15 protein-coding genes are annotated in these 12377 nt (G+C 63.9%); 7 read left to right on the top strand and 8 right to left on the bottom strand.

Going from position 1 to position 12377, the window contains the following annotated elements; genetic code table 11:
• Nucleotides 1-10 precede the first annotated feature (10 nt).
• On the bottom strand, nt 11-805 hold the full coding sequence (locus AC1D0N_RS13760) for a L,D-transpeptidase (protein ID WP_477244672.1): 795 nt from the start codon (nt 803-805) through the stop codon (nt 11-13).
• A 170-nt stretch (nt 806-975) separates the two neighbouring features.
• Here AC1D0N_RS13760 and AC1D0N_RS13755 point away from each other — a divergent pair, with 170 nt between their 5' ends.
• Together AC1D0N_RS13755 and AC1D0N_RS13750 are read left to right on the top strand one after the other, a co-directional pair.
• The gene (locus tag AC1D0N_RS13755; protein ID WP_477244670.1) at nt 976-2448 is read left to right on the top strand and encodes an MATE family efflux transporter; all 1473 of its coding nucleotides are present in this window, start codon (nt 976-978) and stop codon (nt 2446-2448) included.
• Nucleotides 2449-2542: 94 nt separating this feature from the next.
• Nucleotides 2543-3118 (top strand): TMEM175 family protein, encoded by a 576-nt coding sequence (locus tag AC1D0N_RS13750; RefSeq protein WP_477244668.1) that lies wholly within the window; start codon nt 2543-2545, stop codon nt 3116-3118.
• A 12-nt stretch (nt 3119-3130) separates the two neighbouring features.
• Here the strand turns inward: AC1D0N_RS13750 and AC1D0N_RS13745 are convergent, their stop codons facing one another.
• Nucleotides 3131-3412: a hypothetical protein gene (locus AC1D0N_RS13745; RefSeq protein ID WP_477244666.1), complete on the bottom strand. Its 282-nt coding sequence runs from the start codon at nt 3410-3412 to the stop codon at nt 3131-3133.
• A gap of 130 nt (nt 3413-3542) precedes the next feature.
• On the opposite strand from AC1D0N_RS13745, the gene AC1D0N_RS13740 reads away from it, so the two are divergent.
• Nucleotides 3543-4409: an SDR family NAD(P)-dependent oxidoreductase gene (locus tag AC1D0N_RS13740; RefSeq protein WP_477244664.1), complete on the top strand. Its 867-nt coding sequence runs from the start codon at nt 3543-3545 to the stop codon at nt 4407-4409.
• Nucleotides 4410-4412: 3 nt separating this feature from the next.
• Here the strand turns inward: AC1D0N_RS13740 and AC1D0N_RS13735 are convergent, their stop codons facing one another.
• The 4 genes from AC1D0N_RS13735 to AC1D0N_RS13720 all read right to left on the bottom strand — a co-directional run bounded on the left by AC1D0N_RS13735 (nt 4413) and on the right by AC1D0N_RS13720 (nt 6744).
• Nucleotides 4413-4841 carry a low affinity iron permease family protein gene (locus AC1D0N_RS13735; RefSeq protein WP_477244662.1) on the bottom strand — a complete coding sequence of 143 codons (429 nt, stop codon included), beginning with the start codon at nt 4839-4841 and terminating at the stop codon, nt 4413-4415.
• A gap of 135 nt (nt 4842-4976) precedes the next feature.
• Nucleotides 4977-5618, bottom strand: coding sequence for a DapH/DapD/GlmU-related protein (locus AC1D0N_RS13730; protein WP_477244660.1), 642 nt, complete (start codon nt 5616-5618; stop codon nt 4977-4979).
• 68 nt (nt 5619-5686) lie between these two features.
• Entirely contained in the window at nt 5687-6175 is a 489-nt protein-coding gene (locus AC1D0N_RS13725) for a CreA family protein (protein ID WP_477244658.1), read from the bottom strand.
• Nucleotides 6176-6237: 62 nt separating this feature from the next.
• Entirely contained in the window at nt 6238-6744 is a 507-nt protein-coding gene (locus tag AC1D0N_RS13720; RefSeq protein ID WP_477244656.1) for a cytochrome b, read from the bottom strand.
• Between the two features lie 198 nt (nt 6745-6942).
• Here AC1D0N_RS13720 and AC1D0N_RS13715 point away from each other — a divergent pair, with 198 nt between their 5' ends.
• From AC1D0N_RS13715 to AC1D0N_RS13705, 3 genes are all read left to right on the top strand, one after another.
• Nucleotides 6943-7521 (top strand): SCO family protein, encoded by a 579-nt coding sequence (locus tag AC1D0N_RS13715; protein ID WP_477244654.1) that lies wholly within the window; start codon nt 6943-6945, stop codon nt 7519-7521.
• Between the two features lie 10 nt (nt 7522-7531).
• Nucleotides 7532-8404 carry a 50S ribosomal protein L11 methyltransferase gene (locus AC1D0N_RS13710; RefSeq protein WP_477244652.1) on the top strand — a complete coding sequence of 291 codons (873 nt, stop codon included), beginning with the start codon at nt 7532-7534 and terminating at the stop codon, nt 8402-8404.
• 108 nt (nt 8405-8512) lie between these two features.
• The gene (locus AC1D0N_RS13705; protein ID WP_477244650.1) at nt 8513-10357 is read left to right on the top strand and encodes an aminopeptidase P family protein; all 1845 of its coding nucleotides are present in this window, start codon (nt 8513-8515) and stop codon (nt 10355-10357) included.
• Nucleotides 10358-10455: 98 nt separating this feature from the next.
• On the opposite strand, the gene AC1D0N_RS13700 is transcribed toward AC1D0N_RS13705, so the two are convergent.
• Nucleotides 10456-10752 (bottom strand): AzlD family protein, encoded by a 297-nt coding sequence (locus tag AC1D0N_RS13700; RefSeq protein ID WP_477244648.1) that lies wholly within the window; start codon nt 10750-10752, stop codon nt 10456-10458.
• A complete protein-coding gene (locus AC1D0N_RS13695) occupies nt 10749-11477 on the bottom strand; it encodes an AzlC family ABC transporter permease (protein WP_477244646.1) in 729 nt (242 codons plus the stop codon). Before AC1D0N_RS13695 ends, AC1D0N_RS13700 begins: the two co-directional genes overlap by 4 nt.
• A 123-nt stretch (nt 11478-11600) precedes the next feature.
• Between AC1D0N_RS13695 and AC1D0N_RS13690 the strand changes: the two genes are divergently transcribed.
• Complete coding sequence (locus AC1D0N_RS13690; protein WP_477244644.1) at nt 11601-12359, top strand: SDR family NAD(P)-dependent oxidoreductase; 759 nt, start codon at nt 11601-11603, stop codon at nt 12357-12359.
• Nucleotides 12360-12377: the final 18 nt, after the last annotated feature.

The following is a 12377-nucleotide window of genomic DNA, read 5'->3' as shown; positions in this document are numbered from 1 at the left end:
CGCTGACGCCCTATTTCAGGATCTCCGCATCCCTCGGCACGCCGGCATCGATCGGCTCGGCGGTCCTGTTCGACACGGCGGAGTTCTCCCCGGCGACCGAGAAGGTCTCGCGCACATGGACCTGGGTTACGCCGTTGACCCGGCTGTACAGGTCGATGATGTCCTGGTTCATGAAGCGCACACAGCCGGACGAAGCGTTCTTGCCGATGGAATCCCATTCCGGAGTGCCGTGCAGCCGGTACATCGTGTCCTTGCCGTCGCGGAACAGATAGAGCGCACGGGCGCCGAGCGGGCTCTGCGGTCCCGGCGGCATGCCGTCCTTGTATTTCGCCAGTTCCGGCCGGCGCTGGATCATTTCTGGCGGTGGCGTCCACACCGGCCACTTCTTGCGCGCCTGAACGACAGCGGTGCCGGTCCAGCCGAAACCGGCCTTGCCGAGGCTGACGCCGTAGCGGATGGCCTTGCCGCCGTCGCGCACCAGATAGAGGAAGTGCTCCGACGTATCGACGACGATGGTGCCGGGCTTTTCTCCGGTCGGGTCGTCCACGATCTGGCGCACGAACTTCGGATCGAGCTTGGATATCGGGATCGCCGGCAGTTGGTAGCCCTCGTCGACACGTGCCGCGTACATGCTTTCGGCAGCGCCGAAAGCCGAATCGCTTGGCGGCGGCGGCGCTACCACCGGCGGCGGCGCCACGTCCGTCGTTGTGCAGGCCGAAAGCGCCACGGATGCAGCACCCAAGGCGGATGCCCCCAGAAACGCGCGCCGGTTCAGGCGCTCAGAAAAAAGCGGATTGTCGGACATGATCCCCCCGATTTGCGCCCCACGCGGCGACGATCCATATTCCATTCCGAATGCTTTGAGAACCTGATTGGCGCAGGCGCGCAAAGCGGAATGTTCCGATGCCGCATCGACCTTGTCCGTTAAATCGGCGATCATTGCGACCGGACTGAGACAGCGCCGAGCGGCCCACCATGGACGAAAAAATGCCCACGCGCCGGCGCACCGGCGACCTGACCAGCGGCCCAATCCCGCGCACGCTGCTGCTGTTCGCGCTGCCGGTGCTCGGCTCCAACGTGCTGCAGTCGCTCAACGGTTCGATCAACGCCGTCTGGGTCGGCCGCTTCCTCGGCGAATCGGCGCTGACCGCCACGTCCAATGCCAATCTGGTACTGTTCCTGATCCTCGGCACGGTGTTCGGCATCGGCATGGCGGCGACCATCCTGGTGGCGCAATCGGTCGGCGCGCGTGATCTGCCGGAGGCGCGGCGCATCGTCGGCACCAGCGCCACTTTTTTCTTCATCGTCTCGGTGGTGTTCGCGGTCTGCGGCTGGATCTGGGTTGATGCCATCCTCAACACGCTGGGCACGCCGGCCGACGCGCTGCCGTTGGCCCGCTCCTATCTGCGCATCATCTTCGTTGCCGTGCCGATGATGAACCTGTTGTCCTTCGTCATGACGGTGCTGCGCGGCGCCGGCGATTCGCGCACGCCGTTTTTCTTCATGGCGCTCGCGGTCGTGCTCGACATCGTCTTGAACCCGCTGCTCATCCGCGGCATCGGCCCCTTCCCCGAGCTCGGCATTGCCGGCTCGGCCACCTCGACACTGATCGGCCAGACGGTGAGCGTGATTGCCATCCTCGTCGTGCTCTATGCGCGCAAGCACCCGCTCAGGCTCGCCGGCGCCAACCTGGCCTTGCTGCGGCCGGACCCGGCGCTGCTGCGCATCGTCGTCTTCAAGGGCGTGCCGATGGGCCTGCAGATGATCGTCATCTCGGCGGCAGCGCTGACCGTGATGGGCATGGTCAACTCCTATGGCTCGCAGGTCGCCGCCGCCTACGGCATCGCCGCGCAGCTGTGGACCTATATCCAGATGCCGGCGCTGGCCATCGGCGCGGCGGTGTCCTCGATGGCGGCGCAAAATGTCGGCGCCGGCCGCTGGGACCGGATCGGCCGCATCGCCGCGTCCGGCGTCGGCTTCAATCTGGTTTTGACCGGCGCCCTGGTCGCCGTGCTGTTCGTCTTCGACCGTTCGGTGCTCAGCCTGTTCCTCTCCAGCGACAGCACCGCGATCGACATCGCCGCCCACATCAACAAGGTCGCCTCCTGGTCGTTCATCCTGTTCGGCATCACCATCGTGCTGTTCGCCACCGTGCGCGCCACCGGTGCGGTGATGCCGCCGCTGATCATCCTGGTGATCTCGGTACTGATCGTGCGCACCGGCTTTGCCTATTTCATGCGTAGCGTGATCGGCGAGGAAGCGCTGTGGTGGAGCTTTCCCGCGGGATCGATCACCTCGCTGCTGCTCGCCGCCGCCTACTACCGCTTCGGCCGCTGGCGCACCATGCACATGATCGAGGACAGGCCGGCGGCCGGTGAGCCGCCCGACACCGGCCTTGGCATACCGCGCCAGCGCGCCAATATTACGCCCGAGACACCAAACGGCTGAATGGTTTGGCGCCAGCCGGTTCGCCCAGCCACATGGCGGGTAGCGGTGCATCCGGCCATTGCGTAGATTTCAAAATGATTTGAGGGGAGCACATATGGGCAAAGGCCGGGTCGAGGCATTCACCGATGGCGTCGTCGCCATCATCATCACCATCATGGTGCTGGAGCTGAAAGTGCCGCATGGCGAGGATCTTTCAGCCCTGGAACCGCTGTGGCCGATCTTCCTCTGCTATGTCCTGTCCTTCATCAATGTCGGCATCTACTGGAACAATCTGCACAACATGTTTCACACCGTGCAGCGCGTCGATGGCGGCGTGCTGTGGGCAAACCTCAACCTATTGTTCTGGCTGTCCTTGATTCCGGCGACGACGGCCTTCATGGGCGAGAACCATTTCGCGCCGGTCCCCGTAGCGGTCTATGGCGTGGACCTGGTGCTGTGCGCGGTTGCCTACACCATTCTCGTCACCAAGCTGCACCATTTGCACGGCCACGAGACTGCCTTCGCCAAGGCGCTGGGCAATGACCGCAAGGGCAAGATCTCGGTGGCCCTCTACATCTGCGCCGTCCCGCTTGCCTTCGTCAACCAATGGATCGGCGTTGCGATCTTCGTGCTGGTGGCCGCGATCTGGTTCGTGCCGGATCGGCGTTTTTCCCGGGTGCTCGAAAAGTAGCGCCTGCCGCTTCTACTTGCGCATCGCCTTCAGCTTTTCGGCGACCGAAGCGGCGAGATCGGCATAGCGCTCCTCCAGCCGCTCGGCCGCCTTGATGATTGAAAAATCATGGCCGAATTTCTCCAGCGCCATGCGCAGTTTCTCGACGAACTCGGCCTGCTTTTCGAGCGCCGAAAACAGCGTCTTCACCTGCGCCTCGCTGATATCAGGATTGGCCAGCATTTGCGGCACCTCGCGACCCATCTGGTCGCCTGTGGCGGTCTGTTCTCTAAGGATCTCGATCCAGTCGGCCAATCCGCAGTCTCCCTGTTCAGCCGCAACATGCGCAGCCGTCGCGGACGCGGTCAACCCGAACACGCTGGACGGCCTTGCACGAAGCGCATCCCGCGCTAAGTTCGGCGCAACCCAAGACAAGGAAGAAATCATGACCACCGATGCCGAGATCCAGACCGCTCTGCCCGCCCTTAGCCCAGGCAACGTCGCCGTCATCACCGGCGGCGCCAGCGGCATCGGCCTTGCCGCCGCCAAGCGGCTGGCGGCGATGGGCATGAAGATCGTGCTTGCCGACATCGCTGGTGCGCGCCTCGACGAAGCCACCCGCACTGTTGCCGCGATTGCCGGCAACGATGGGGTTCTCGCCATCGCCACCGACGTTGCGAAGGCCGACGACCTCAACCGGCTGGCCGAAAAGACGTTCGCCGCCTTCGGCGACGTGTCGCTGCTGATGAACAATGCCGGCGTCGGCAACAATCCGGGAAAGCCCTGGGAGAACCGCGACGCCTGGAAGCGGCTGCTGGACATCAATTTCTGGGGCGTCGTCCACGGTGTCGAGGCCTTTGCCCCGCGCATGCTGGCATCGGGAAAAGCTGGCCTGATCGTCAACACCGGCTCCAAGCAAGGCATCACCACGCCACCCGGCAACCTCGCCTACAACGTCTCCAAATCAGGCGTCAAAACGTTCACCGAGGGCCTGGCGCATGCATTGCGCAACGAGCCGGGCGCCAGGATCAGCGCACATCTGCTGATCCCGGGCTTCACCTTTACCGGCCTGACCGAGGGGGCGACTGAAAAGCCGGCCGGCGCCTGGACCGGCGAGCAGGTCATCGACTTCATGCTGGCGTCGCTGCTGCGTGGCGATTTCTATATTCTGTGCCCCGACAACGAGGCAGCGCGGCCGATGGACGAAAAGCGCATGGCCTGGGCGATCGGCGACATCATCGAAAACCGCCCTGCTCTGTCGCGCTGGCACCCCGACCACAAGGATGCTTTCGCAGCTTTCATGAAAGGCTGACGCTCAAGCCGCCTGCTTCTTCGCGCCGCGCTTCTGCGCCACGGCCTTCTTGGCGGCCATATCGGCGATCTCCCGGTCATGCCGCTTGGCCGCGCGTTCGCAGCGGTCGCGGATTTCCTCGACTTCGGATTCGGTCAGGTGCTCGATGCCGATGAAATGATTGTGGCCTTTGCTGACCCGGATCAGCTCGTCGAGCTTGGCCTGGATCGCCGCACCATCGCGGTTCTGCGTGTTCTGGATCAGAAACACCATCAGGAAGGTGATGATCGTCGTGCCGGTGTTGATAACCAGCTGCCAGGTATCGGAAAAGCCGAAGAGCGGCCCGCTTCCCGCCCAGACCACGATGATCAGGCAACAGGCGGCAAAAGTCAGCGGCAGGCCGGCAAGGTGCGCGACCTCGTTGGCGACCTTCGTAAAAAGTTTCTCGAACATCTGAAAAATCCCAAAATGGCGGCGACGAGATGACCCCGGACGAGATCATCTCGCGCCGGGGAGAAACAACCGGCTGCCGCTCCGGGTTCCCTGCCGAAAAGGATTTCGTGAACAACGCATACACGCCTGACGAGCTCAGGAAGCGTCGTTTTCCCAGCGGTCGAGGAAAGCCTCGATCGGCATGGCCTGCATATCGGGGACCGCTTTAGCCAGCTTTTCCGGCGTCCAGTCCCACCAGGCGAGGGTTTCGATCCGCGCAGCAATCTCACCAGTGAAACGCGGCCGCAGCGGCTTGGCCGGCACGCCGGCGACAATCGCATAGGCCGGCACATCGCGTGTCACCACCGCATTGGCGCCGACGATCGCGCCATTGCCGATGCTCACGCCGGGCATGATCACCGCGCCATGACCGATCCAGACATCGTGGCCGATGGTGACCGCCTTGGCCTGCCGCCGCGCCTTGAACGCGGTGTCGACACCCAGCCAGCGGAAATATTCGTTCGGCCGGTAGCTGACCTTGTGCTGGGTCACCCGTTCGATCGGATGCTCCAGCGCATTGATGCGGCTGTTGGCGGCGATCGAGCAGAATTTGCCGATCGTCGAGTAGATCGCTTCCGAATGGCGCTCAAAATAGGAGAAATCGCCGACCGTCACTTCGCGCAGCACGACGCGCTCGCCGATCGAGGCGTAGCGCCCAAGCTTGCACGCCTTCAGCTCCGCGGTCGGATGAATGCGCGGTTCGGGGTCTTTCAGGACAAGGTTTTCCGGACGGTCCATGCGGGCGATTTACGCCCGAGCGATTGGTCCCGCAAGCGGGACCAATCGTCCGTCAGCTGTTGCCAACCTTATTTCGGCTTGCCGCTGGTCCACACCACGTTCTGGCCGTAGAGCGGAACGGTAGTGACCGACATTTTGGCCGAGCCGTCCTGCACCTGGCGTGAATGCGACAGGTAAATCAGCGTTTCGTTGGTCTTGTCGTAGATGCGGTTCACCACCTGCTTCTTCCAGATCAGGCTGATGCCTTGCTTGAACACCTCCTCACCGGCCTCGCTCATGTCGATATCGCCGATGGTGATCGGCCCGGTCTGGCGGCAGGAGATCGAGGAATCGGAAGGGTCCTCGAACCAGTTGCCTTTCTGCAGGCGGTCGATGACGCCGCGATCGAAATAGGAGACGTGGCAGGTGACGCCCTCGACCTTGGGATCCTTGATCGCCTCGACGATGATGTCGTTGCCGAGCCAGTCGACGCCGACCTTGCCGACTTCCTCGGCAACAGCTGAGCCGGCACCAAGGACAAAGCATGCGGCCAACACGCCGCCGATCAGTTTCTGCAAGGGAGCCTCCTGCGGGTTCGAGTTGCCGACATCAGGTGGGATAAGCTCGCCCCGTTTACAAGCTAGGCCTGGCCGAACGCGAGCATCCGCCGCAGCACGTCGCTCCTAAGGACAAAATGCTGAACCAGCGCGCCGGCCGTGTGCAACAGCACGACATAGAGCAGGATGTTCTTGCCCAGCACATGCACCAGCCCTGCCCCCGGCACACCAAGGAACCAGGCGGCGGCGCCCGACAGCGGCACGATGAAGATAAGCCCATAGATGACAAGATGCGTCGCCTTGGCCAGCAGCCGCAGCGCTTTGTGCTCCATCCCCGAAACCGGCGGAACGCCGCGCGTGGCCTTGAGCCAGAGCCGCCAGCTTGCCAGGACCAGCACAGCGAGGCCGATCACGACATGCAAATAGGCCAGCGGCACATCGCCGGGCGACGCCTCCTGACCCCGGCGCAAGGCGCGCCAGACATGTTCCATGCCGTCATGGGCGAGGAATTGCACCAGGATCAGCACGGCAATGCTCCAGTGCAGCCAGATCTGGGACTTTGAATAGGAGGCGACAGGCATGTCCGGCATGGGCTGGTTCCGCTGCAAAAGCGCAGACAATCAAAATAGGCGGGGGTCCGAACCGTTCAAATTACGATTTGGTAAGGTGGTATCGAAGACCGGTTGCGGCAACGCGACCTCTTTGCGTGTGCGCGGGCAACCCGCTAAGAGTGTTCGCCGAATGGTGCTGATCCAGCACCCAATGAAAATCACGACGGACAATCCCTGATGATGCGTTCAATTCTGGTCGGCATTCTCGTCCTGATGGCGGCGGGCATCGGCTGGCTCACCTTCGACTGGTACCGGGGACACTATGGCGGCGAGCCATATGGCGGCGCCTTCACGCTGGTCGACCAGAAGGGCGCGCCGATCACCGAAGCCGCCTTCAGAGGCCATCCCAGCGTCGTCTTCTTCGGCTTCACCCACTGCCCGGAAGTCTGCCCGACCACTTTGTTCGAACTCGCGGGCTGGCTGAAGACGATGGGCGACGACGGCAAGAACCTGCACGCCTATTTCGTTTCGGTCGATCCGGAGCGCGACACGCCCGAACTCATGAACACCTATGTCAGCAATTTCTCCGACCGCATTGTCGGCATCAGCGGCGATCCGGACAAGGTCCACGCCATGGCCAAGTCCTTCGGCATCTACTGGAAAAAGGTCGACACCGGCGACGGCGACTACACGATGGACCATACGGCCTCGGTGTTGCTGCTCAACGGCAAGGGTGAGTTCTCCGGCACGATCGCCTATGGCGAAAGCCCGGACGCCGCCATCGCCAAGCTGAAGCGGCTGGCGGCGGAAGGCTGACATACCGTCTATGACCCAGACACGTCTCCACTTCACCGCCGGCAAGATCGACGCTGACCGCATCTTTGCCGCCCTTGAGACGGCCTTCGAGGATGACGGCCTGCCGATCGCCGTGCTGGAGGTCGACGAAGACCGCGACATCCACGAAGTGTCGCTCTACGCCGACGATGACGTCGATGCCGTCGAGACGCGCGTCAAAGACATTCTCGCCGGCCTCGCTCTGTCGAAGCCGATCGAGCGCGAATCCCTGCCCGACATCGACTGGGTGGCGCACTCGCTGGAGGGGTTGAAGCCGGTGCGCGCCGGCCGCTTCTTCGTCCATGGCGGGCATGACCGCAGGAAGCGCCACAATGGCGAGCTCGCCATCGAGATCGAGGCGGGGCTGGCCTTCGGCACCGGCCATCACGGCACCACCGCCGGCTGCCTTGAAATGCTGGAGCAAGTCGTGCGGCGCGAGCACCCGCGCAACGCGCTCGACCTTGGCACCGGCAGCGCGGTGCTGGCGATCGCCGTTGCCAAGCTGGCGCATATTCCGGTGCTGGCGACCGACATCGATCCGATCGCCGTCAAGGTCGCTGCCGCCAACGCCCGCCTCAACCACGTCAAGGCGCTGGTTGAAACGGTGACGGCGCCGGGCTTCCATCACCCGATCTTTGCCGCGCGCGCGCCGTTCGACCTCATCGTCGCCAACATACTGGCGCGGCCACTGATGCGGCTGGCGCCTGAGATGGCCAGGCATATTTCGCTCGGCGGCTCGATCGTGCTGTCGGGCATCCTCGACCGTCAGCGCGACGCCGTGGTGTCGGCCTATGTCGGCCAGCAATTCCGCCATGTCAGGACCACGCACCGCGAGGGCTGGGTGACGATCCACCTCAAGCGGTGATCTGGACCAAATCAGAGCTATGGATTGCCGGTCTGGAACGTCCGGAAATCGATTCCGGTTTTCGGGCTCATGCGCTACGCTTGGCCCCAAGCACCCGAGGAGGCCACTATGTTCCAGACCTTCGATTCCGCCGGCGACCCCTCAGTGGGCAAGCCGCGCGTGGCGCTGCTGCGCCAATGGCTGGCGGCCAACGGGCTGGACGGCTTCATCGTGCCGCGCGCCGACGAGCACCAGGGCGAATACGTCGCCGACCGCTCGGCGCGGCTGAAATGGCTGACCGGCTTCAGCGGTTCGGCCGGCGTCGCCATCGTGCTGGCCGACCGCGCCTTCATGTTTGTCGACGGACGCTACACGCTGCAGGTGCGCCATGAGGTCGATCTCGAGATCTTTTCCATCGAAAGCCTGGTCGACAACCCGCCGGCCAGCTGGATCAAGGATAATCTCGGCAAGGGCGCGCGGCTGGGTTTCGATCCGTGGCTGCACACGCTGGGCGAGGTCAAGGCGCTGAAGGCTGCGGCCGAACAATCGGGCGCGACCCTGGTGCCGCTCGACAGGAACCCGATCGACATCATCTGGAAGGATCAGCCTGAGTTGCCACTGGCGCCGGTCGAGATTCACCCAATCGGCTTTGCCGGCGAGCTGGCCAAAGACAAGCTGGCGCGGCTGGCCGCGGCAATCGCCAAGGACGGCGCCACCCATGCCGTGCTGACCGACCCCTCTTCCATCGCCTGGACCTTCAACATTCGCGGCGGTGACGTGCCGCACACGCCGCTGGCGCTTGGCTTCGCCGTGCTCGCCGCCGACGGCAAGCACCAGATTTTCATGGACCAGCGCAAATTCTCGCGCACCGTCGCCGCCTATCTCACCCAGCTCGCCGATCTGCATGAGCCCGGCGAATTCGAGGCTGCGATCATGGCCCTTGCCAAGAGCGGTGCCAGGATCGCGCTCGACCCGGTGCTGGCGGCGGAAAGACTGAAAATGCTGATCGAGGACAATGGCGGCGCCGTCATATCAGCGGCCGACCCTGCCCGCATTCCGCGCGCCACCAAAAACCCGGCCGAAATCGCCGGCAGCCGCGCCGCGCACCGCCGCGATGGCGCGGCCGTCGCAAAGCTGCTCTGCTGGCTGGAGCGCCAAAAGCCCGGCAAGCTCGACGAGATATCAGTCGTCACCAGGCTGGAGGAAACCCGCCGTACCACCGGCGAGGAAACGCAGATGCCGCTGCGCGACATCTCCTTCGATACCATTTCCGGCGCCGGCCCCAACGGCGCCATCATGCACTACCGCGTGTCGCGCGCCACCAGCCGCAAACTGGCGAATGGCGAACTGTTCCTGCTCGATTCCGGTGGGCAATACCAGGACGGCACCACCGACATCACCCGCACCGTACCGATCGGCAAGCCGACCGAAGAGATGCGCGAGCGCTTCACTCTGGTGCTGAAAGGCATGATCGGCATTTCCATGCTGCGCTTTCCCCCGGGCACGCGTGGCTCCGAAATCGACGCCGTGGCGCGGATGGCGCTGTGGAAGCATGGCTGCGACTTCGCGCATGGCACCGGCCATGGCGTCGGCTCCTATCTCGCCGTGCATGAAGGGCCGCAGCGCATTGCCCGCACCGGCACCGAAAAGCTGCTCGCCGGCATGATGCTGTCCAACGAGCCTGGCTACTACAAGGAAGGCTCCTACGGCATCCGCATCGAGAATCTTGTCCTGGTGACGCCGACTGAGGCGGTCGAAGGCGGCGACATCGCCATGCACGGCTTCGAGACGCTGACGCTGGCGCCGATCGACGTCAGGTTGATCCGCACCGACCTGTTGACGCGCGACGAATTGCATTGGCTCGACCAATACCATGCGCGCGTGCTGGCCGAGATCGGACCGATGCTCGACGGCGAGACGCTGGCCTGGCTGGAAAAAGCAACCGCGCCGCTACCCCACGACGCCAAGATTTGAGGAGAGCCTCTTTCTCCCCGTCACTATACGGGGAGAAATGCCCGGCAGGGCAATGAGGGGCAGCGCATGCGTTCGAAGCAATTGCGAAGGCACGCGCCCTATCCCACGAACTGCCGCGCCAGGATAAGCACCGCCGCGCCGGCCAAAAACATCACCATCAGCCCGCCGCGCAGCGACACCAGACCGGCAACGATCAGCGCCGCCCATTCGGCCGGCCCGGCGCCAAGCGCGGCTGGCGCCACCAGTGTGGTCAGCACCGCCGCCGGCACGGCGTTCAGCCCGGCCTCGACGCGTGAGTGGATGTTGTCGAAGCGCGAGATGACCAAGTGGCCGCCGATGCGGGTGAGATAGGTGGCGACCGCGCCGGCGATGATGATCCAGAAGGTCGCGCTCATGGCCGCGCCTCCACGCCACTATGGTGCGGCGGCAGGATGACGGCTAGCAGCACGCCGGCAATGGCGCCGATGGAAACGTGCCATGGCGACCCCACCGTCTTGTAGGCGATGATCGAGGCGACGGCACTGGCGATGACCACCGGCAGCCACAGCGGCCGCTTGCGAAAGCCCATGACCAGGCCGAGGAAATAGATCGGCAGCAGGAAATCGATGCCCAGCGCATGGGTGTCTGGGATAAGCTTGCCGAATACCGCGCCGAGTGCGCTTTCGATCACCCAGAACAGATAGACCGGCAAGCCGAGCCCCATATACCAGGCGAAGCCGACCGTCTCGCCGGATTGCGCCTTGGCCTCCGCTACCGCGAATTGCGGATCGGTGAGCACGAAAAAACCCATGGCCTGCTGGATGACAGGCCAATGCGTCATGCGCCGGCCGATGCCGGCGGAATAGAGCACGTGGCGGAAATTGACGGCGAAGATCGACAGCACGATCAGCCATGGCGCGACGTGTTGGCCGAACAGCTCAATGCCGACCATCTGGCTGGCGCCGCCGAAGATCAGGGCGCTCATCAGAAAAGCCTCGAGCACGGAAAATCCGTTGTCGACGGCAACCGCCCCGAACAGCAGCGCAAACGGCGCCGACGCGACGACGACCGGCATCGAGAGCCGCACACCGTTCCAGAAATCGCTGGCTGCGGAATTTTCGGTTAAGGTCTCTGCCGACATGTCACATTCCTGAGTCGCGCTGATATGTAGGTTCGGGCGGCTGAAAAGTCAGACGAATTCGTTTGAGCCAACAGATCAGCGAAACTGATGTCACGAGTCGCCAAAGCACTGAGGGATTGCGAGATGATCGTTTATGATTTCACCGGCAGGCATGCGGTCGTCACCGGGGCCGGCGGCGGCATGGGCGAAGCGATCGCGCTTGCGCTGCTCGAAGCCGGCGCATCGGTCACCGCCATCGACCTCAAGGCCCGTCCGGCCACCCTGTCCTCCCACGGCGACAGACTGACCTTTGCCCAGGGCGACCTCACCGACGCTGCTTTTGTCGAACAGGTCGTGAGCACGGCGGGGCGTGAGCGCGGCGGCATCGACTATCTCGCCAATGTCGCCGGCGTGCTCTGGTTCGGCCGCGACAGATCGGCACTGGAGATGGATCTCGATGTTTGGGACCAGGTTTTCGCCATCAACCTGAAATCCTTCGTGCACACAGCGCGCTCCGTCGTTCCCGTCATGCGCGCGGGCGGGCGCGGCGGCGCCATGGTCCATTTCTCGACCATCCAGTGGTATCGCGGCGATCCGAAACCGCAGGACGCCTACCAGGCATCGAAGGCCGGCGTCTGCGCGCTTTCGAAGTCGCTGGCCATGCAGCTTGCCGGCGACGGCATCCGTTCGAACGCGATCTGCCCGGGCATGGCGCTCACCCCCTTGCAGGCGCGCTGGGATACCGAGGAGAAGCGTGCGGCGGTTGCCGACTATACGCCGCTCGGCCGCATCGGCACGCCGCAGGACATGGCCAATGCCGCGCTCTTCCTGCTTTCCGACGCAGCGAGCTACATCACAGGAATTGAACTCGCCGTCGATGGCGGGCTTTTGATGCGGATGTAGCCGGAATATCGAGGCCCC

The organism is Mesorhizobium sp. P2_E10 (assembly GCF_056404235.1).
Note: the sequence above shows the minus strand (reverse complement) of the source record. Positions and strands in the feature narration are given on the sequence as shown.

Excerpts from the sequence above, each read along its gene's own strand:
- AC1D0N_RS13760 (WP_477244672.1), bottom strand. The coding sequence starts at position 805 with ATGTCCGACAATCCGCTTTTTTCTGAGCGCCTGAACCGGCGCGCGTTT.
- AC1D0N_RS13755 (WP_477244670.1), top strand. The coding sequence starts at position 976 with ATGGACGAAAAAATGCCCACGCGCCGGCGCACCGGCGACCTGACCAGC.
- AC1D0N_RS13750 (WP_477244668.1), top strand. The coding sequence starts at position 2,543 with ATGGGCAAAGGCCGGGTCGAGGCATTCACCGATGGCGTCGTCGCCATC.
- AC1D0N_RS13740 (WP_477244664.1), top strand. The coding sequence starts at position 3,543 with ATGACCACCGATGCCGAGATCCAGACCGCTCTGCCCGCCCTTAGCCCA.
- AC1D0N_RS13735 (WP_477244662.1), bottom strand. The coding sequence starts at position 4,841 with ATGTTCGAGAAACTTTTTACGAAGGTCGCCAACGAGGTCGCGCACCTT.
- AC1D0N_RS13730 (WP_477244660.1), bottom strand. The coding sequence starts at position 5,618 with ATGGACCGTCCGGAAAACCTTGTCCTGAAAGACCCCGAACCGCGCATT.
- AC1D0N_RS13720 (WP_477244656.1), bottom strand. The coding sequence starts at position 6,744 with ATGCCGGACATGCCTGTCGCCTCCTATTCAAAGTCCCAGATCTGGCTG.
- AC1D0N_RS13715 (WP_477244654.1), top strand. The coding sequence starts at position 6,943 with ATGATGCGTTCAATTCTGGTCGGCATTCTCGTCCTGATGGCGGCGGGC.
- AC1D0N_RS13710 (WP_477244652.1), top strand. The coding sequence starts at position 7,532 with ATGACCCAGACACGTCTCCACTTCACCGCCGGCAAGATCGACGCTGAC.
- AC1D0N_RS13705 (WP_477244650.1), top strand. The coding sequence starts at position 8,513 with ATGTTCCAGACCTTCGATTCCGCCGGCGACCCCTCAGTGGGCAAGCCG.
- AC1D0N_RS13700 (WP_477244648.1), bottom strand. The coding sequence starts at position 10,752 with ATGAGCGCGACCTTCTGGATCATCATCGCCGGCGCGGTCGCCACCTAT.
- AC1D0N_RS13695 (WP_477244646.1), bottom strand. The coding sequence starts at position 11,477 with ATGTCGGCAGAGACCTTAACCGAAAATTCCGCAGCCAGCGATTTCTGG.
- AC1D0N_RS13690 (WP_477244644.1), top strand. The coding sequence starts at position 11,601 with ATGATCGTTTATGATTTCACCGGCAGGCATGCGGTCGTCACCGGGGCC.